Source organism: Synechococcus sp. 65AY6A5 (assembly GCF_002760415.1).
GTDB lineage: Bacteria > Cyanobacteriota > Cyanobacteriia > Thermostichales > Thermostichaceae > Thermostichus.
Map to the genome: position 1 here is coordinate 2,253,860 of NZ_AXUW01000001.1, position 18,432 is coordinate 2,272,291.

Consider the following 18,432-nt stretch of genomic DNA (forward strand, 5'->3'; position numbering starts at 1 on the left):
CCTCGATAGGGCGCCACTTATCGACTGTCCTTTAGCTTAGCTTATCCCTGCCAAGCCTGCAAAAAGCGGTGCAGCACCCGCTCCAGCTCGACGGCTCGCGCCGCCTTAAACAGCAGTCGATCCCCTGCCCGCACCTGCTGCTGCAAACCCTCCACTAAGGCAGAAGCTTCCTCAAAGCGTTCAACCTCGGCGGCTGGCTTTTCGTCAACCAGTGGCTGCATCTCCCCGTCGGGATCCAAAAGCCAGACCCGCTCCAGTCTCAAGGAGGCAGCCGCCCGACCCACCTCTGCGTAGAGCTGTGGGGCATGCTCTCCCAGTTCCCGCATTGGGCCGAGGATGGCCCAGCGCCGTTTTCCCGCAGTCTGAGCCAGCAGGTGCAAAGCCGCGATCATCGCTTCCGGCGAGGCGTTGTAGGTCTCATCCCAAATCTCCACGTCCCCAGCCAGCTTGAGATGGCGATTGCGCCCCTCCAGAGGCAGCGGTAGGTCAAGGGGCTCTTGCAGGCGCTCCCAATTCAGACCCAAGCTGCGCACAGCCGCCAGCACCCCCATCCAGTTAAGGGCGTGATGCCTTCCTGGCAGGGGCACCGGCAAGGTCAAGCCCTCCACGGTTACGGTTTGGGCTTGGGGATCCCATTCTCCTCGCAAGTCCCCTTGGGCGAGGCCATAGGTGAGGGTTTTTCCCGACCACAGGCTGGCGGCAGTGGCCAACAGCAAGGGATCCTCACCATTGAGCACAGCTATCCCCTGCCCCAACTCCTGCAGCAGCTCACACTTGGCAGCAGCAATGGCCTCGCGGGATCCCAGCCTGCCGATGTGGGCGGTGCCGATGTGGGTAATCAAGGCATGGGTGGGGCGAGCCATCTGTGCAAGGCGGCGAATCTCACCAGGGCCGCGCATGGCCATCTCCAGAACGGCAAACTGGTGTTCTGGTTGTAGCCGCAGCAGCGTTTGCGCCACCCCAATGTCGTTGTTGTGGTTGGCCTCGCTTTTGAGAACGCTGCCGTAGCGCGAAAGAGCAGCCGCCAGCATTTCCTTGGTGGTGGTTTTGCCTGCTGAGCCGGTGATGGCCACTACCGGGATGGAAAATTGCTCCCGCCAGGCTCTGGCAATGCGCTGATAGGCAGTCAAGGTATCGGGAACCTGGAAGTGGGGACCCTCCACCGGCCGCTGGCTGATGACAGCAACGGCCCCCTTGCTCAGGGCTTGCGGAATAAAATCGTGCCCGTCGAAGCGTTCTCCCCGCAGCGCCACAAAAACGGATCCTGGCTGCAACCGGCGGCTGTCGGTGCAGAGGGCCTGAACCGGCAACCCCAAGAGGTGGGGATCTCCCTGCAAAGGGGCTTGCAGCAGGTCGGCCACAGTTTGCAAGGTCAGCATGGAGCAGCAGTCGGAGCATGACTCTAGTCAATAATAAGCTCAACTATACTGAAAATAATGTATAATATGTTCAGTACGGATTACTACCAGTTGATCTTTCTGTTTACTTTCGAGTCTGCCAACATGGTAGCCAAAGCAAAGCAGAAAATTGGTAGTAAGACGACACGGAAACTGCGCTTTGGGTATTCTACTCAAAGCTTTGCGGGATACCGCCATTCTGTTTGGACTCCGTCCCGCTAACGCGAATGGAAACAAGCAGAATGCTATCGCTGCATAGTTGAACAGTGATGTTCAGCAGTGTTCAGCGTAAATGTATCAGACCGGCTATCGCGTAGGATACCAACAAAAGCCCAATCCAACGCCAGGCAACGACCCAGCCCTTGCCATCCAGGGCTCAACGGTTGCCTATGCCCGATTTCACCTGCTTGGATCCCCTTGTCCGGCACTTCCATCTGGGGGATCCGGAGCCACCCGCAGCCATTCAAGGGGGCCTTATTCATCAGCTATTCTCAAGAGGGGTTCTCCCGCTAGCATTGCGGAAGAAAGCTTGGGGTGTGAGGCAAAACTAAGGTGAAGACGGCCGGTAAGGGGATCCCAGCGGCGCGGCAGCAACTCAGGCGCAAACAAGCTCTGGGGCTGGGGATCCTGTCGCTGCTGGGCTTTGTGGCGGGGATGGGGTTTGCCGCCCTCTCCCAGCCGGAAGGGGGATCGCCCGTCGCCGCTCCAGAGCCGGAGGTGCCCCGTTTTACGGCCCACGGCTGGCCGCTGCTGGATCCCCTGCCCCAGCCGGACGAGATCTGGGAGTGCGAGCTGGTGGTGGTGGGCGGATCCCTGGGGGGCGTGGCGGCGGCAGGCCAGGCCATGCGGGGGGGCGTGCAAACCTGTCTCATCGAGCTCACCCCTTGGCTGGGGGGCCAGATCACCTCCCAGGGGGTATCAGCCATCGACGAGTCGCTCCCCATGCGGCAGCGGGGCAATTTTTCCCGCCACTGGCTGGAGTTTAAGGCCCTCATCGAAAGCCAGCCGGTGCATCTGCCCGCCTGGACAGGGATCCCGCCGGGAACCCGTGTCTCCAAAATCAACAGTTGCTGGGTAGGGGGGCTGTGTTTTCCGCCCCAGGCTGGTTTGCAGGCGGTGGAAACCTGGCTGCAACAGGCCGCCCGCAGCGCCCCCCACAGTCGCTGGGCCACCCAGACCGCTTTTAAGGGGGCCACCTTCAGCGCCGACGGCTCCCGCCTCGAGAGCATCTACGCGGTGCAGCGGCAGCCGCGGGATCCCGATTTTGTGCCGCCGGGGCGGCTGTGGCGGGAATTGGTGAGCTGGTATAGCTGGCAGGAGACGGAAGTCTTTGCCAAGCGGGTGCTGCGGCTGCAGGCGCCGCCGGGCCGCCCCTTGTTCGTGATCGACGCCACCGACACCGGCGAGCTGGTGGGCTGGGCCGGGATCCCCTACCGGCTGGGCTCAGAAGGGCGAGATCTAACCGGGGAGCCCAACGCCGCCCCGGCCAGCAACCCGGAGTGCACCCAGGCTTTCACTTTTCCCTTCGTGCTGGCCATCCACGACGACGGCGGGCGCTCCCGCGCCGAGCTGGCCCAGTTGCAGCCGGGCTACTCCCGCGCCGAGCACCGCCGCCAGTTCGACCTGGAGGGGTTTCCCACCTTCAGCGGCCAGAGCTTTTTCAACTACCGCCGCATCGTCAGCAAAGGCCGCACGGATCCCTTTTACGGCACCCCGCTTCCCGGCGATCTCACCCTGGTGAACTGGAACCGCGGCAACGACTGGGGGATCATGAACCCACCCCTAATCCTAACGGAAGAGCGGCTGCTGGCCTCAGGGCAGCGCCACAACTGGCTGGGGGGGCTGGATGTCTCGGCCATCAAAGATGGGGAGAACCACGCCCTGCTGTTTGCCGAATGGCTGATGGAAACCCAGTCCCGCGCCGGCTATCCCCTCTCCTTGCTGTTTGGCGAAGAGTCTTTGCTGGGCACCCGCTCCGGCCTCAGCCTCTACCCCTACATCCGGGAGGGGCGGCGTATCCTGGGGCGGGCTGCCTACGGCCAGGCGGAATTCCTGATGCTGGAGCAGGATATTCGCGTCGGCGCCAGCGGGGGACGGGACTTTAGCCCCACAGCAGTTGGGATCACCCACTACGCCATCGACATGCACGGCTGTCGCTACCGCAACTGGGAGCCTTCCCTGTCGGCCAGCTCGGCGCCGGTCAACGAGTTTTCCGTCCGCCCCATCGTCATCCCCCTAGAGGCCCTGATCCCCCAGAAGGTGGATAACCTGCTCATCGGCGGCAAGGGGATCGCCGCCAGCCACATTGTCAACGCCGCCACCCGCACCCATTACGGCGAGTGGACCATTGGCTCGGCAGCGGGGCTGACCGTGGCTTGGCTCCGCAGCCAGGATCCCGGCTTGACCCCAGCCCAGATCGTGCCCCAGGGCAAAATGGCCGATTTGCAGCGCTACCTGGTTGCCTACGGCCAGCGACTGCACTGGTAGGCCGTTGCCGCCGCTTTACCCCTGGGCTAGGGAAGATCCTACCCCTCTGCGCCGGAAGGCAGGGGATTGGGATCCCTGTTGGCGCCATAGCGCCGCTGCCGCCACCACACCAGCAGGGGGCTGGCGATGAAGATGCTGGAATAAACCCCCAAGCTGAAGCCGATGAGCAAAGCAATGGCAAACCCCTTCAGGGTGGCTCCCCCAAAAATGGCAATGGCCACCAGGGGCAGCATCGTCGTCAGGGTGGTGTTCAAAGAGCGGGCAAAAGTCTGGTTCAACGACAGGTTCACCACCTCGGCAAAGCTGACCTTGCGGCTGACCAGACGCAGATTTTCCCGGATGCGGTCGTAGATAACCACTGTGTCGTTGACGGAAAAGCCAATGATGGTTAGCAGCGCCACCAAAAACAGGCTGTCCACCTCCATGCCCACCGTCAGGCCCAAAAGGGCAAACAGACCTGTTGTCAGCACCACATCGTGCAGCAAGGCCACAATGGCAAACACTGCGTAATCCCACTGGAAGCGCAGGGCCAGATACACCACAATGAGCCCAAAGGAGATGAGCACCGCCACAAGGCCGGAGCGCAAGAGCAGACGCCCCACCGTCGGGCCTACCGTCTCCACCAGCTTGCGCTCAAAAGGGCCTATCTGTTGCCGCAGCGTGGCTTCTACCGCCAGGCGCTCCTGCTCCGTCAAAGGGGGCATGCGGATCAGGGCTTCTTGGCCCGTCTGGGTGTCCAGTTGGATGATGCTGGTTCCCAGGTCATGTTCCTGCAGAGCCCGCCGCAGCTCGTCGGTGGTGACAGGCTGCTCAAAACGCAGATCCAACAAGGTGCCGCCGGCAAAATCCAGCCCCAGCCGCAGGGGGGTTCCCAGAGAGGCCAGGGAAAAAGCCATGCTGACCAGCCCCACCAGCAACACTGCCAGAGACAAGCTAAACCACAGCCTGCTGCGACCCACGATGTCGAAGCGGTAGTCAAGCGACCGCCGGGATCCCACCGCCGGATCGGTGGGGGATAGCTCTTGAGCTGTCATGATTGAGCCGCCTCCATGCGAACGCCGTAAAACTCAGGTTTGCGCAGGGCGGGGATCCCCATTGCCGCCAAAAGCAGCGTGCGGGTGCAGGTGATGGCCGTGAAAAAGCTCACCAAAATGCCAATGGCCAGGGTTACCGCAAAGCCTTTCACCAGCCCCATCCCCAGCCAGAAAAGTACGCCACAGACCAAAAGGGTGGTGACATTGCTGTCGAGGATGCTGCTGAAGGCGCGGTTAAACCCTTCCGAGATGGACTTGTAGATGGACTTGCCGGCCCGCAGCTCCTCTTTGATGCGCTCGAAAATCAGCACATTGGCATCCACCGCCATGCCGATGCTGAGGATGAAGCCGGCGATCCCGGGCAGGGTCATGGTCACCCCCAGCAGTTGGAACAGAGCAAACGTACAGAGGGCGTAGATGAGGAGGGCGATATCGGCAACAAGCCCCGGCAGGCGGTAGTAGGCCACCATGAAGACGAAAACCAGCACCAGGCCGGCAATGCCAGCATAGAGGCTGCGGCGCACGCTCTCTTCCCCCAACGTGGCCCCGACGGTGCGGTTTTCAATGACGCGAATGGGAACGGGAAGCGCCCCCGCCTTGAGCTTCACCGCCAGATCGGTGGCGGTTTCCACTGTGAAATTGCCCGTGATCACCGCCGTCCCGCCGGTAATGCCGGTGCGGGCAAACTCCGGCCCCACAATTGGCGCGCTGATCAGCACGTCGTCCAGAAAAATGCCAATCGGGCGCCCTGTTCCGGCCAACTCGCGGGTGAGCTGAGTAAACTTCTCTGCCCCTGCCGGCTTAAACTCCAGCAACACTTCCCAAGTCTGGGATCCGCGGCGGGGGGCTTGGGGATAGGCGTTGCGCAGCAGATCGCCGGTGAGGCCGACCCGTTCAAACAGGGCGTCGGGATCCTCCCCCGCCGTTATCTCTCCCCGCTCGTTGCGGGGCAGGGCACTGACCGGCACCAGGCCCTTGCGAAACTCCAACCGGGCCGTATCGCCCAAAAGAGCAATGGCCCGATCGGGATCTGCCACCCCCGGCAGCTGCACGAACAGGCGATCTTGGCCGCTGATCTGCACCAGAGGCTCGGCCACCCCCAGGCCGTCGATCCGCTGCTGGATCACCGCCTCTACCCCCTGCATCACCTCAGAGGTAATCTCAGGCACCTCTTCCGTGGGCAAAGCCTGCAGGGTGAGCTGCGTCCCCCCTTTGAGGTCAAGGCCAAGACGAACTTCGCGGCTGAAGCCCAAGTAGACGAGAGCAACCACCACCGCCAAGATAAAGATCAGCCCTCGCAGAACAGCGAGGCGACTGAGCCACAAAGCTGGAGATCTGGCCATACTGCTGAAAGGGTGAGGAACACGGGCGCACTCGATCCGAGGCTTTCAGGATTTTGGCACCTTTTGATCCTATCGCACACGGGATCCCTCACCTGACAAGTCGGAAAACGGCAGCGGCAGGAGCGTCCAAGTAGGGTCTCTGGGGAGCTGCTGCAGAGACAACCGCGAGTTTCTCAGAAGATGGGCGCTCGGCTGCCGAGCCGAGTAAGGAGAAGGTTGAAAGCCGTTAAACCAACGCTGTCTCCTCTTGGTTTGTGCTAGCCCTGGGGCTAGGCTATTGCCATCTCGGGGCAGCAGGCAACATCTGGGTGGGGTTTGGCTCTACCCCGACATCTGCGAGTTCAAGGAGGGAAAGTTGAGGTGAATTGGAGACGGACTTACTATCTCCCTGGATTGCTCTCGGCCCTAGCTTTATGGGGATCCCCCGCCTGGGCCGGAGAGTATTTCACCGAGGAAGTGACCAGCCCTAGCCTGGAGATCATCCACGGCTGGCGGCAGGAAGTGGACGGCATTAACGTCACCATCACCAACACCAGCCTGGGATCTTTTCGGGTGCCGCTGGAAATCGATATGGAGGATCGAACTAGCTGTGAGCGAGCCGACTTAGTGCTGACGAACAATCGCGTTATGCCAATGGGATCCTTTCAAGACTGCATTCTCAACATCTTTCCCTACTTGGATAAATTCATCAACCAAGAAGTCGCCAGCATTCGGGTCGCCCTCAAAGGGCCGGCCCCCCTCCTGGAGATCCCCCTGGAAGAGTCGGATCGGCTGATCTTGGCCCAGGTGGCCAACCAATCGCGGGAAGCCTTTGTCTTCTTTCAGCAGGAGCTGGCCCGCGTCTTGGCGCTCTTGAAGCAGCCCGATCCCGGCCAGGCCGAGACGGCCCCACCGACGGCCAGCCCAACGCCGACTGCTGCCGCCGAATCTGCACCCAACCCGGGAGATTTCGTGATCGTGGGCTCGATTCAGGAAGAACGGGTGGGGGCTGGCAGCCGCCTGAGCGTAGAGGCGATCAACCGCAGCACCCGCACCGTCCTCAACGCTCGTGCTCGCTTCACGTTCTACCGGGGAGAGGAGGTGGTGGAGACGCGGGTGGTCGCGTTTGAACCCAGCGACGTGCCGCCGGGACAACGCGCCTCTGCTAGGGTTCTGAAAACCGATGCCAATTGGGATCGGGTCACCGTCACCTTCCAGTGGCAGTAGGGATCCCTAAGGTGCCAGGGCGTTCCCTCGCAGCAGGCTGCCTAGAGTCTTAACCGTGATCTTGAACTGCACCCAAGGGTTCATGGGCACCACCGTCTTGTAGAGGTAGCTGTCAAAGGTCATCCGCTGCACATCCCGGTCAGCGCACATCTCCACAAAGGCCTCGCGGGTGGCGTTGGAACGGTAGAACACCCGTTGCAAAATGTCCAAAACCTTGTAGGTTAGGCCGTATTGGCGATCCCAGCGCTTGAGGTACAGCTTGAGATCTTCTTCGCTGGGGATGCGCTTCCCGCCCTCGGAGGTCTCGACGATGGTCTCGGCGCACATGCGGCCCGACTTGGCGGCAAAATAGATCCCCTCGCCGCTGGACTTGGTTACATAGCCTGCCGCATCTCCCACCAGGGCTGCCCGACCCACCACACGGCGCGGACGCGGATGCTCTGGGATCGGATGGGCTTCCACCTTGATCACCTGGCCGCCCCGAATCCGCTCGGCAGCGCGGGCGCGGATCCCGGCCTGCAACTTTTGGATCTGGGCTTGGTTGGCCTTCATGGTGCCGGTGCCCACCGCCACGTGGTCGCACTTGGGGAACACCCAGGCATAGAAGTCCGGAGAAACATCGTCCCCCACGTACATCTCTGCCCGCTCCTCGTAGTAGGCCATTTTGTCGTCCGGGAGCCGAATCCGCTCCTGAAAGGCCAGAGCATAGTTGTAGTCGCCGGCACCGATGGCTTCTGCCACCTTGGAGTGAAAGCCATCTGCCCCGATCACCAGATCCACCGCCAGCGAACGGGGTACTCCCCGATTTGAGCCGTCGGAAAAATCGCTGTAGTGCAGGATGTAGGGATCCCGGCCATTTTGGGGGATTTCCAGATGCATCACCTTGCCGTGGATCAGCTCCGCCCCTTTTTGGCGAGCGCGGTTGCGCAAGAAGGCATCCAGGATCTCGCGGCGGCACATGCCGATATACTCATTTTCCTTTTCGAGGGCGATATCCACCTCGTAGTTGGAAGGGGAGATCATCTTCATCTTGCGCACTTTGCGGTCGATAATCTCCTCAGGGAGGTCGAACTCTGAGACCATACAGAGGGGAATAGCGCCCCCGCAGGGCTTGGCGTTGTCTAGCTTCCGCTCAAACAAAAAGGTCTCGATTCCGGCTTGGGCTAGAACTTCGGCGGCAGAGGCTCCGGCTGGGCCACCCCCAACAACAGCAACTCTCAGGCTCAAGGCGCTCTCCTCGCTGCAAGTAGATCGGCTCGTCAGACAGCAGGCATCCTACCACAGCTCCCCAAAAGCGTTGCAAACCTTGACGAAGTATTGCAGTTCGGCGAGGCTCAAGGGAACGTGCTTTGGCGATGGGAACAATAAAAAGGGGTCCGCCCCGTCTGCTTGTCCAGGGGGCGGGGAGCGGAAACCTGCCCTGCAGTCCGGGCTCAGCGCTAGAGGTTCTGAATCATGAGCTTAATTGGCAACATCATTTGGCTGATCTTCGGGGGGTTGCTGACCAGTCTGGGCTATATCTTGGGGGGGGCTAAGCCTTTGCCTGACCATCATCGGCATTCCTTTTGGCTGGCAGAGCATCAAACTGGGGTTTGCAGTGCTTGCCCCCTTCGGCAAAGAAGTGGTGGAGTATCCCGATGCCAACAGCCCGCTGCTGCTGATCTTCAACGTGATCTGGCTGTTGCTCTTCGGCTGGCCCCTGGTGCTCAACCACCTCTTCTGGGCTGTGATCCTGGCCGTCACCGTCGTTGGGATCCCCTTTGCCAAACAGCACCTGAAGCTGGTCATCCTGTCTTTGTTGCCTTTTGGCCGGGATCTGCGCTGAAAGAGGGCAAAGTGGGGATCCCTGCAGATTAAGATCACTGCCAAACTCTACCGCGACGGCAAGGGGAGAGGGCGAGCGGCCAGCCGTTGACTGTGATTTGGATCGCCTTCGAACCTCTCATCCGGTCACCAAGACACGGGCGGAAAAGCGAGAGATTGAACTCATCGCAGATGGGGAGAAAACCATGCGCAGCATCTGGCTCGCGGGGGTAGTCGCTGCTTTGGCTCTGCTGGCGGCTATGTCTTTGGCTCAATCGGATCCCCAGGAAGAGTGGCTGCACGGCGAGCAGTGTGGCACAGAGGGGCCGGTCATCTGTCTGGAGTGACGTTCTCCTCAGCCCGGATTTCAGAGGGGCTCTATCTGGGTCACTTCTACCCGGCTCTCTGGCCCTAGGCTGATGCGGAACTGTTTGGCACCCGTCGGCAAGGGATCCGGCGGCAACTCCGGCAGGTCGGCAAGAGGAGTTTCGGCGCGGCGTTCCCGGGCCAGCTCATTCTCCGGCTCGGCAGCCAGCAGGGATCCCGCCGCATCCACCGTTACTCGATAGATCAAGCTCTCCTGCAAATCGGGAGGAGACTGCCATTGCTGGGCCAGGGTGTTTTGCAGCCGCAGCAGAGGATCTCCAGAGGCTTCCGGCGCGGTGAGCTGCTCCTGGGCCGAGTTGAAAGCAGTGGGAGCCCTCTTCTCCGGGGTGCGGCTGGCCCAGATCCCGACCCCGGCCACCAGGGCGATCCCTCCCACCAGCAGGGCAGCGATCCCGGCAGGCTGTCGATACCAAGCCCGCGTTACCGGCGTTCCCAGGCTGGCCAGTTGGGGAATGTCATCGGCCACCTGAGAGAGGTTCTCCAACAGGTCGTACAACTGGGTCATCGACAGATCCACTTGGGCAATCTGATTCTCCCCTTGGCGCACCGTGAGGCGATGAAAAATAAAATCCAGCGGACGGATGGCCACAGTACCGCTGAAGGTTCCCTTGGGCGCGCCGCTGAGCTGGGATCCGACGTAGCGGTCGATCACCGCGATCAAATCGCTGAGCCAAACACTGTCCCCCTGCAGAGTTTTGGTGGTCTCCCCCTGGCGAATTTCCAACTGACACTCGAAGTTCTGCTGGATGGCTCGCAGGGGCGGCGTTGAGGAACCCTCGGCAGCTTCGGGCAGGCCAGGTGCCTCTCCCCGCACCGTGAGGGTCGAGGTGGGCTGTTGATAGGTATGACTGATAAGGGTGAGACTGGGCATGGCAACTGGCGGGCAAACAACACAAGCAAGGAGCCTATTTCAGGAAGAGGGCAAAGCATCCGATCCGGAGCTATGGGCTACCTCCCCTTCTTCGTCGCTGCCGGCGGGCAGATCCATCTCAGGGCGGTTGAGCAGGGCTTTCCATAGACGCTGGGCCCCTCTTGGGCTGCTGTAAAACATCAGCTCGATCAAGATGCGCAGAGCCAGCTCGGCGAGGCTGTTCTCGTCACGCACATCCCCATCCACCATGCGGCTGCGGTAGTGGGAGATAAACTCATCTAGATAGTCGCCCACCAGTGGCTGACGGAAAGGGCTGAGCTCCTGTTCAACAGCAGCTTCCAGTTGCTCCAAGGTGCTGCGGATACGGGCCTGCTGCTGAGCAGCCAGATGAGCAATCACCAGCACCAGGGCGCGCGCCTCTTCGATATCGACTTCTTTTCGCCCACCGCTGCTGCGGCGCAGAGGGTTGGCGTTGCGCAGCCGCCAGAGAGCCACCCGATCGCCGATCTGCTTTTCCAAGTTCAGGGCTTTGGCTGCAGCCAGAACCGCCTCGGAAATTTCTCCGCTCAGGGACTCCAGCCCCAGCAACAGCAAATCCAACTGGGCTTTGATGGTTCCGGTAGCTGTGGTGAGGCCGGCGGGCCGAGGGTCTAGCTGAGTCTGCTTAGGTTCCACCGTCACGCTGTCAATGGGAGCTTTTTGCTTTGATAGGACTCTATGATCTCCTGTCTGGGGCAAACCTGCAACCGGATCCCTCCTGCGCTTGATTCTGACCCTTGCCAAGGGCTTGGATGACGACATCCGGCAGGCGCTGGGCATTGTCCCGCTCTTTCTCGCTTCTTGAGAGTTCCCCAACCAGATTAGAAGTCAGACCGAGTTGTTCTGGGTCAGTTGTTGTTTTTGCAACGAACCCATTTTCTCAGCCTGTTTGCCCTTGAGAAAAAGAGGGGGTAGGAGGCGCTGTCGGTATGGGTTGACCTAGGATAGTGTATGATTCAAGCCTATAGCGGGTGAGAAGAGAGGGGGATCCGCATTTTGCGGCTTGATTGCCTGACTGTTCCCAGTCTGCCCTTTCTGACCACCTCAGCTCCGGGCGTATCCACAGATGAGCATGAGCGCTCCTGCTGCCCAACCCAGCCCTCCTCACTTGGTCTTGATCTTCACGGATCGGATGGGTCGGCGCGGCGTTGTCTTAGACAAGATTTACTACTCGGTGGGCCGGGCAGCCAGCAACCACATCCGCCTCTACGACTCTTGTGTTTCCCGCGAACACGCCCTGATCATCCGCATCCCGGAAGAGAACCGGGCTGGGTACGGCTATATGATCTTTGACGGCAGTTCCGCATCCCGCCGCAGCACCAATGGTTTGTTCGTCAACGGCAAGCGGGTTTTGTCTCATCGGCTACAGCTTTTGGACAAGATAGGGTTTGGGCCCAATGTAACCGCCATCGTGGAGAGCACCGACCGCCTCAGCCCGGAGACGCTGGCAGCCCTGTTGAGGCCGCCGGCCCTCGGCGACAATGTAACCCCAACCGGATCCCAGAGAGAAACCTTGAAAGAGACGCCCAGAGAGAACGACGACTTCACCGCCGCTTGATGGCGTGAATGGTTTTCAATCCAACCCCCTGCCGAGTTTTGGGTTCCCGTGACTCCCACTCCCCCTGCCCTGAGCGGCTACTGGCAAAATGGCTTCGACCTGGAAGCTCACTTGGGATCCTTTCTCGGCCTCAAGGCCGCCGAGCTGCGGGAGAAGCTGCGGCTTGGCCAGCAACAGTTGGCAGAGCTGGGCCGGCGCGACTTCATCTGGGATCAGGCGGAGATCTTTTACCGGGATCGGGTGGGATCCGCCTATTTGCTGGACTTGGCAGCTTGGCACCTGAGCAGCACCGACTACATCGGCGATACCCTGCGCCTGGTGGCCGACCATGCCCGTGGGCGGGTGTTGGATTTTGGCGGCGGCATCGGCACCCACGCCATTGGGGCGGCCCTCTGCCCGGCGGTGGAGCAGGTGATCTTCTGGGATATCAACCCCATCCATCGGCAGTTTGTGCAACTGCGGGCGGAAAAGCTGGGCCTAAGCGAACGCATCCACTGTCCAGACACCTTCCCGGAAGGGATCCGTTTTGACACCGTCATCTGCTTCGATGTGGTGGAACATTTGCCGGATCCGGCGGCGCAGTTGCGGCAATTTGACGACTGGCTCCAGCCGGCAGGTAAGCTCTTGATTAACTGGTATTTTTTCAAGGGGTTTAACGGCGAATTTCCCTTTCATCTCGACGATTCACAGCGGATCGAGGAGTTCTTTCAGGTGTTACAAAGCCATTTCTTAGAAGTGTTTCACCCCTATTTGATTACTGCCCGCTGCTACCGCAAGTGGAATGAACGCTGAGATGGGAGAAAACCCAAGTGCTGCGCTATTTGCAGGTGTTGTGGTTGTTTTGGAGCACTTCTGTAGCTGCAGAAATGGAGTACCGGGCCAATTTTGTCTTTGCCAGCCTCAGCAGCTTGGGCGGCCTGGGGTCAGCTTTGTTTGGGCTGTCGCTGTTCTACCAGCAGGGGCACCGCCTGGGGGGCTGGAGCTGGCCGGAGGCGCTCATCGTCTTGGGGGTGTTCACCATTTTGCAGGGGGTGTCGGCCAGCCTTTTTAACGTCAACTTAAACCGCATCGTGCAACAAGTTCAGGAAGGCACCCTGGATTTTGTGTTGCTCAAGCCCATCAGCAGTCAGTTTTGGCTGTCAACTCGGGTGTTTTCTCCCTGGGGCCTGGTGGATATTGGCTGTGGCCTGTTGTTGATTCTCTACGCCGGGATCCAGTTGCGGCTGCCGGCCTGGGCCTATGTTCTGGGTCTAGTGCCCCTTTTGCTGGGGTTGGTCATCCTCTACAGCCTCTGGTTTATGCTGGGGGCCACCAGCATCTGGTTTGTCAAGATCTACAACGTCACCGAGGTGTTGCGGGGCTTGGTGGAGGCGGGGCGATTCCCGCTGGTGGCCTATCCGGTGGCCTATCGGTTGTTTTTTACCTTCGTCGTGCCGGTGGCTTTCTTGACCACCGTGCCGGCAGAAGCCTTGCTGGGTCGGATCCAGTGGCCCTGGCTTGTGGGATCCGCCCTGCTGGCGGCGGGGCTGCTGTGGGGATCCCATTTGTTCTGGCGCTTTGCCCTGCGCTTTTACACCAGCGCCTCTAGTTAAAATCTCCGTCCAAACCTCTCCATCCTGAGCATCCAAGCAGGGAGGATGGGAGTAATTGCTACAGAAGCGCCCCACGCGCTCCCCTTTGGGAAGAACAATTGGCCTTCCCCCTCAATGGAAGGGCAAAGGCGGATTCTCGGCTGGGGGATGGGATCCCTCTAGCCTGCCTTTCTAGCGGCAAAAGAGAGTGCTGGTTGCCGCAGCAATCTGCAGCCACCTGTCTTGTGGCGCAGAGGGGTGTTTTGTTGTCAACAATCCTGACACCGACTGAGACAATTTGTCAATTTTTTAAGGAGCATTTTCCATGCGCAGGCACCTGCAGTGTGTGGCCGTATCTGTGGCAGCCGGTAGCTTAGCTCTGCTGGGCTGCAGCAACAGCAATGCTTCTCCGATGGCGATGATCCCCTCCCAAGCAGATTTGGTGGCCCTGGGCAGCGGCAACCGCCTCACCTTCATCCGCTCCACCGATGCCTCGGTACAGGGATCCCTGACGGTGACGGGGGTGAGTGGTAGTTTGATCGGTATTGATGTGCGTCCTGCCAATCGCCTGCTCTACGGCCTCACCGACGCCAACATCCTCTACACCATTAACTTGCAGACCGGCGCCGCTACGGTGGCCAGTACCCTGTCGGTTCCCTTTACGGCGGGTACGCTGTCCGGCATAGATTTCAACCCCGTTCCGGATCGGCTGCGCCTGGTGGGAGCCAACGGCCAGAACTTCCGCATCAATGTGGACACGGGCGAAGTGATCCAAGATAGACCTTTGGCCTTTGGCCCAATGGAACTGCAGGGATCCCGACCGGCTGTTACCGCCGCCGCCTACACCAACAACGTGGCCGGCACCCAATCCACACGGCTGTTGAACATCGACGGCGAGCGCAACCTGCTGCTGTTCCAGAATCCGCCCAACGAGGGGGTGCAAATGCCGATTGGCCCCCTGGGCGTGAACTTCGGCCCGGTGGGCGGGTTTGACATCCGCACGGTCGGCGGGGTGGATACCGGCTTTGCCATCGGCGGCTCCACCCTGTATCGAATTGACCTGAATACAGGTCGCGCCACCTCTGTGGGCACGCTGCCGGGTGGGCCGTTCTTTGGCTTGGCTGCCTTCTAGATCGGCCAGGTTGTTACAATTCCAGTCATTTTTCTGGCCAATTGTTGCTGTTTTGTTTCGGCCCGATTCCAGCTCGGGATTGGGCCTTCTGTACTTCTTCAAGTAGGGTTGACCTCCATCTATGCAGGCGATAGATTATGGGAGCCGCTGTCCTTTCTGGCTTGCCTTAGGCAAGGCCTGCTTCTTACTAAGTGCTTTCTCGTCGCCGTTTTGTTTTCTCCTTCCCCCCATGAAGATCGAGGATGACAAAGCCGAGGGATCTCTGCAGGAGAGAAGTGATGCAGAGGTATTTTCAGCCCTCAAGGCAGGCCAGTCGCAAGCTTTGGCTATCCTCTACGACCGCCACGCCGGTTTGGTATACGGAATCGCCTGCAAGATGCTGGGCAACTCTGCCGAGGCCGAAGATCTGACGCAGGACATTTTTTTGAGTTTGGCCCGTTCTTCCTTCGATTCCAAGCGGGGATCCCTGCGCACTTACCTGGGCATTTTGGCCCGCTCCCGCTGTTTGGATCGGCTGCGCTCTTGGCGCAATCGACAGCGATCCCTGGAACGGGGCAGAGTGGAATTACAGGGCGATGCCGCCGAGGATCCGGCCCTGGAGCAGTTGGCCGGGGCAGAGCAGGCGGTCGAGGTGCAAACGGCTTTGGCCCAGCTATCTGAACATCAACGCCAAATCCTCAAAATGGCCTATTACGAAGGCATGAGCCAAACAGAAATTGCCAAGCAATTGAATCTGCCTTTGGGAACGGTTAAAGCCAGAGCCCGCCGAGGCTTGCTGCGGCTGCGCGAGTTGCTGGGAGGCGCCCCATGAAAGCCGAGTCTGTGTCTCCCGAAGAACTGCAACTGTGGCTGGCCGGCTACGTGCTGGGGGATCTCTCCCCGGAAGAGGCCGACCGCCTGGAAGCGGTGCTCAAGCTGCGCCCGGAGCTGCAGCAGGAGCTGCAAGCCCTGCAACAGACCCTGGAAAGGGCCTACGGCGTCGAAGAGAAGCAACCTCCCCCCGCGCTGCGGGCTTCTCTGCTGCAAGCCTACACAGAGCCGGCGCCCAAACCCCTCTCCACGACAATTCAGGGATCCCCTCGCTGGCGGGGCCTGGCGGCATTGGCAGCAGGGTTAATCGTGGCTTTGGGACTGGGGAATCTCTACCTGTGGCGCAGGCTGCAACTGGCCCAGACGCAAGGGATCCCGGTCGAGGTGGTGACATATGAATTGCAACCGACGGCAGAAAACGTGACTGGCTCGGTTACGGTGGAGGTGGATCCGCAGCGCTTGCAGGGGAGGCTGGTAGCCCGCGGTTTGCCGCCGCTGCCGGAAGGCCGCGTCTATGCGCTCTGGGTGGTGCTGGAGCCGGAAGCGCCCTTCACCAAAGATAGGGCGGGGGCGATCCTCACCACAGCTTTCCGGGTGGATGCGGCGGGAAACCAAGAACAGGAGCTGCGCTTGCCACCGGTGTTCGCATCCACAGAATGGGTGCGGGCAGTGGCCATTACCGAAGAAGACGGCAGCCGGCCCCAAGAGCACCAGGGATCCCCTCTGTGGATTTCCGGCTAGCGGGAGCAGTGGCCAACCAACATAGGTTCGTCGGCGGAGGCAAGGCATGGATCTAGCCAGGATCCCTCTGCTTAAGCGACTGGCGGAGCACTCTCGCCGATGTGGATCGGCAAAACAGGGATCCCGAGCCACCCTGCCGTTGGGAAAAGTTGTGGGCGCACCGGAAGCGTAACAGCATTAAGATGATGGTCACTACCCCGGCACAGCAAAAGCCAACTTGGAGGCCACCCTATGGGCGAAGCCAAGCGCCGCAAAACCCGAAACAGACCGACTCCCGACCAAGAGCTGCTCTTTCCCCAGCTCAAAGACATTCCTCTCACCAAAGCCCAAGCCCGCACGATCTACAATTGGACAACTCGAGGCGCTTGGGCCGGCATTATTCTCCTGGCCATTGTCTGGGTGGTGGTGCGATTTGTGGGGCCTGCCCTGGGCTGGTGGCACCTGGTGGGCTAGCCGGCTGGATCCCTTGAGTCTCCTTGGAGTTTTCCTATGCGATCCTACTTGGCAGCCGCCCTGCAGATGACCAGCACCCCCGATCTGGCCGGCAACTTGCAACAGGCAGAGGAGTGGATTGACTTTGCGGCGCGCCGGGGCTGTGAGCTGGTGACCTTGCCGGAAAACTTTGCCTTCATGGGGCCGGAGGAAGAAAAAGCCCGCCTTGCGCCGGAGATTGCGCAGCGGGCCGAAGAGTTTTTGGCCAAGATGGCCCAGCGCTACCAGGTGTTTGTGCTGGGCGGGGGATACCCGGTGCCGGATGGACAGGGCAAGGTGTACAACACGGCGGCCCTCTACAGCCCCGAGGGCAAGGAGCTGGCCCGCTACCGCAAGATCCACCTCTTCGACGTCAACCTGCCCGACGGCAACACCTACCGCGAGTCGAACACGGTGGTGAGCGGCAACGAGGTGGTTGTCTGCCAGGAGGAGCGGCTAGGCACCCTTGGTTTGTCGGTCTGTTACGACGTGCGCTTTCCTGAGCTATATCGCTCCTTGGTGGATCGAGGGGCAGAAGTGTTGTTGATCCCCGCCGCCTTTACCGCCTACACGGGTCGGGATCACTGGCAGGTTTTGCTGCAGTGTCGGGCCATTGAAAACACCTGCTACGTGATCGCCCCCGCCCAGGTGGGCACCCACTACGAGCGGCGACAATGTCATGGCCACGCCATGATCGTGGATCCCTGGGGGACGATCCTGGCGGATGCCGGCGGCGAAAAACCAGGAGTGGCCATTGCCGAGATCGCCCCAGAGCGGCTACAGCTTATCCGGCGGCAGATGCCCTCGCTGCAACACCGCCGGCTGGCCTGTGCCGTTACTCCCTAGGGATCCCCTATGCCTTGGCCGCCGCTGATTCTCTACAGCAAGCCCGGATGCCACCTCTGCGAGGGCCTAGCGGAGAAATTGCGGCAGATCCCCGAAATCGGCGAGCTGGAAATCCGCGACATCACCGCCAACCCCGCCTGGTGGGAGCGCTACCACCTGGAGGTTCCCGTGCTGAAGGTGGCCGGGGATCCCGAACGGCTTTTGCCTCGCCCCTCGCCGCGGCTGACGGCGGCGCAGTTGCGCGCCTGGCTGGGACAACAGTTGGGTTGCCTATCGGGAGGCTAGCGCTTCGCTGCGGGCGGTATAGCCAGCTTGGCGCAAAGCTGCCACGGTGGCCTCGGCATCTTTAACCCAAAATTGGGATCCCAGCCTCACCCAGAGCGTGTGGGGAGGGGCGACGATGGCCGCCACAACAGGGATGCGATTTTCTTCCTTGGCTTCCGAACGTTGGCGGGCAAGCAATGTTTGCAAACGGTATCGATCCTCCAATGTCCCAGCCGAGTCCAGAGGGAGTTCCACCGTAACCCAACTCACCGATTCAATCGGCTGTAAGTCCTCGACAATCAATTGCACCTGTTCATCCCGCTGATCCACCTTGGCCCAGATAAAGAGCCGTTGATCCACCTCCAGACGATGGCGCAAACGTTCGTAAGTTTTGGGGAAGATCACCGCTTCGCAACTGCCGGTGAGATCTTCCAGTTGCAAAATGGCCATGCGATCCCCTCTCTTGGTGGTT

At 60.6% G+C, this 18,432-nt stretch carries 20 protein-coding genes and 1 pseudogene; 14 read left to right on the forward strand and 7 right to left on the reverse strand.

The features are described 5' to 3' along the window. Positions 1-41 precede the first annotated feature (41 nt). A complete protein-coding gene (gene murF, locus SYN65AY6A5_RS10600; protein ID WP_011428999.1) occupies positions 42-1,379 on the reverse strand; it encodes a UDP-N-acetylmuramoyl-tripeptide--D-alanyl-D-alanine ligase in 1,338 nt (445 codons plus the stop codon). 69 nt (positions 1,380-1,448) lie between these two features. On the opposite strand from murF, the pseudogene SYN65AY6A5_RS14815 reads away from it, so the two are divergent. Together SYN65AY6A5_RS14815 and SYN65AY6A5_RS10610 are read left to right on the forward strand one after the other, a co-directional pair. Next, positions 1,449-1,656: pseudogene (locus SYN65AY6A5_RS14815) on the forward strand (hypothetical protein); the annotation flags it as partial. Positions 1,657-1,949: 293 nt separating this feature from the next. Then, the gene (locus SYN65AY6A5_RS10610) at positions 1,950-3,884 is read left to right on the forward strand and encodes an FAD-dependent oxidoreductase (protein ID WP_240527766.1); all 1,935 of its coding nucleotides are present in this window, start codon (positions 1,950-1,952) and stop codon (positions 3,882-3,884) included. Positions 3,885-3,922: 38 nt separating this feature from the next. Here the strand turns inward: SYN65AY6A5_RS10610 and secF are convergent, their stop codons facing one another. Together secF and secD are read right to left on the reverse strand one after the other, a co-directional pair. After that, a complete protein-coding gene (gene secF, locus SYN65AY6A5_RS10615) occupies positions 3,923-4,918 on the reverse strand; it encodes a protein translocase subunit SecF (protein ID WP_011428997.1) in 996 nt (331 codons plus the stop codon). Beyond that, positions 4,915-6,261 (reverse strand): protein translocase subunit SecD, encoded by a 1,347-nt coding sequence (secD, locus tag SYN65AY6A5_RS10620; protein WP_011428996.1) that lies wholly within the window; start codon positions 6,259-6,261, stop codon positions 4,915-4,917. The genes secF and secD overlap by 4 nt, the downstream gene beginning before the upstream one ends. Positions 6,262-6,621: 360 nt before the next feature. Between secD and SYN65AY6A5_RS10625 the strand changes: the two genes are divergently transcribed. After that, positions 6,622-7,467: a hypothetical protein gene (locus SYN65AY6A5_RS10625; RefSeq protein ID WP_011428995.1), complete on the forward strand. Its 846-nt coding sequence runs from the start codon at positions 6,622-6,624 to the stop codon at positions 7,465-7,467. 6 nt (positions 7,468-7,473) lie between these two features. Here the strand turns inward: SYN65AY6A5_RS10625 and chlP are convergent, their stop codons facing one another. Next, a complete protein-coding gene (chlP, locus tag SYN65AY6A5_RS10630; protein ID WP_099884389.1) occupies positions 7,474-8,694 on the reverse strand; it encodes a geranylgeranyl reductase in 1,221 nt (406 codons plus the stop codon). A 370-nt stretch (positions 8,695-9,064) separates the two neighbouring features. On the opposite strand from chlP, the gene SYN65AY6A5_RS14480 reads away from it, so the two are divergent. Both SYN65AY6A5_RS14480 and SYN65AY6A5_RS14070 read left to right on the forward strand, forming a co-directional pair. After that, the gene (locus tag SYN65AY6A5_RS14480; RefSeq protein WP_240531032.1) at positions 9,065-9,292 is read left to right on the forward strand and encodes a YccF domain-containing protein; all 228 of its coding nucleotides are present in this window, start codon (positions 9,065-9,067) and stop codon (positions 9,290-9,292) included. 184 nt (positions 9,293-9,476) lie between these two features. Continuing rightward, a complete protein-coding gene (locus SYN65AY6A5_RS14070; protein ID WP_168173324.1) occupies positions 9,477-9,617 on the forward strand; it encodes a hypothetical protein in 141 nt (46 codons plus the stop codon). Positions 9,618-9,637: 20 nt separating this feature from the next. Here SYN65AY6A5_RS14070 and SYN65AY6A5_RS10645 read toward each other — a convergent pair whose 3' ends face one another. Then, positions 9,638-10,528, reverse strand: a complete 891-nt coding sequence (locus tag SYN65AY6A5_RS10645) for a DUF4335 domain-containing protein (RefSeq protein WP_011428993.1) — start codon at positions 10,526-10,528, stop codon at positions 9,638-9,640. 39 nt (positions 10,529-10,567) lie between these two features. Continuing rightward, on the reverse strand, positions 10,568-11,209 hold the full coding sequence (locus SYN65AY6A5_RS10650) for a DUF3038 domain-containing protein (protein ID WP_011428992.1): 642 nt from the start codon (positions 11,207-11,209) through the stop codon (positions 10,568-10,570). A gap of 424 nt (positions 11,210-11,633) precedes the next feature. On the opposite strand from SYN65AY6A5_RS10650, the gene SYN65AY6A5_RS10655 reads away from it, so the two are divergent. The 9 genes from SYN65AY6A5_RS10655 to SYN65AY6A5_RS10695 all read left to right on the forward strand — a co-directional run bounded on the left by SYN65AY6A5_RS10655 (position 11,634) and on the right by SYN65AY6A5_RS10695 (position 17,981). After that, on the forward strand, positions 11,634-12,125 hold the full coding sequence (locus SYN65AY6A5_RS10655) for an FHA domain-containing protein (protein ID WP_099812622.1): 492 nt from the start codon (positions 11,634-11,636) through the stop codon (positions 12,123-12,125). A gap of 48 nt (positions 12,126-12,173) precedes the next feature. Next, positions 12,174-12,917, forward strand: coding sequence for a methyltransferase domain-containing protein (locus SYN65AY6A5_RS10660; protein WP_099812623.1), 744 nt, complete (start codon positions 12,174-12,176; stop codon positions 12,915-12,917). A 17-nt stretch (positions 12,918-12,934) separates the two neighbouring features. Then, positions 12,935-13,717 carry an ABC-2 family transporter protein gene (locus SYN65AY6A5_RS10665; protein WP_011428988.1) on the forward strand — a complete coding sequence of 261 codons (783 nt, stop codon included), beginning with the start codon at positions 12,935-12,937 and terminating at the stop codon, positions 13,715-13,717. 304 nt (positions 13,718-14,021) lie between these two features. Then, positions 14,022-14,828, forward strand: coding sequence for a DUF4394 domain-containing protein (locus tag SYN65AY6A5_RS10670; RefSeq protein ID WP_099884391.1), 807 nt, complete (start codon positions 14,022-14,024; stop codon positions 14,826-14,828). A gap of 229 nt (positions 14,829-15,057) precedes the next feature. Next, positions 15,058-15,639, forward strand: coding sequence for a sigma-70 family RNA polymerase sigma factor (locus tag SYN65AY6A5_RS10675; protein ID WP_099884393.1), 582 nt, complete (start codon positions 15,058-15,060; stop codon positions 15,637-15,639). Then, on the forward strand, positions 15,636-16,379 hold the full coding sequence (locus SYN65AY6A5_RS10680; protein ID WP_011428984.1) for an anti-sigma factor: 744 nt from the start codon (positions 15,636-15,638) through the stop codon (positions 16,377-16,379). The genes SYN65AY6A5_RS10675 and SYN65AY6A5_RS10680 overlap by 4 nt, the downstream gene beginning before the upstream one ends. A 231-nt stretch (positions 16,380-16,610) precedes the next feature. Continuing rightward, entirely contained in the window at positions 16,611-16,832 is a 222-nt protein-coding gene (locus SYN65AY6A5_RS10685; RefSeq protein ID WP_011428983.1) for a DUF2839 domain-containing protein, read from the forward strand. 36 nt (positions 16,833-16,868) lie between these two features. Then, a complete protein-coding gene (locus tag SYN65AY6A5_RS10690) occupies positions 16,869-17,696 on the forward strand; it encodes a carbon-nitrogen hydrolase family protein (RefSeq protein ID WP_011428982.1) in 828 nt (275 codons plus the stop codon). 9 nt (positions 17,697-17,705) lie between these two features. Then, complete coding sequence (locus SYN65AY6A5_RS10695; RefSeq protein ID WP_011428981.1) at positions 17,706-17,981, forward strand: glutaredoxin family protein; 276 nt, start codon at positions 17,706-17,708, stop codon at positions 17,979-17,981. Here the strand turns inward: SYN65AY6A5_RS10695 and SYN65AY6A5_RS14485 are convergent. After that, a partial coding sequence (locus SYN65AY6A5_RS14485) for an OB-fold nucleic acid binding domain-containing protein (protein WP_240531033.1) occupies positions 17,967-18,432 on the reverse strand: 466 nt, incomplete at its 5' end. The genes SYN65AY6A5_RS10695 and SYN65AY6A5_RS14485 overlap by 15 nt on opposite strands.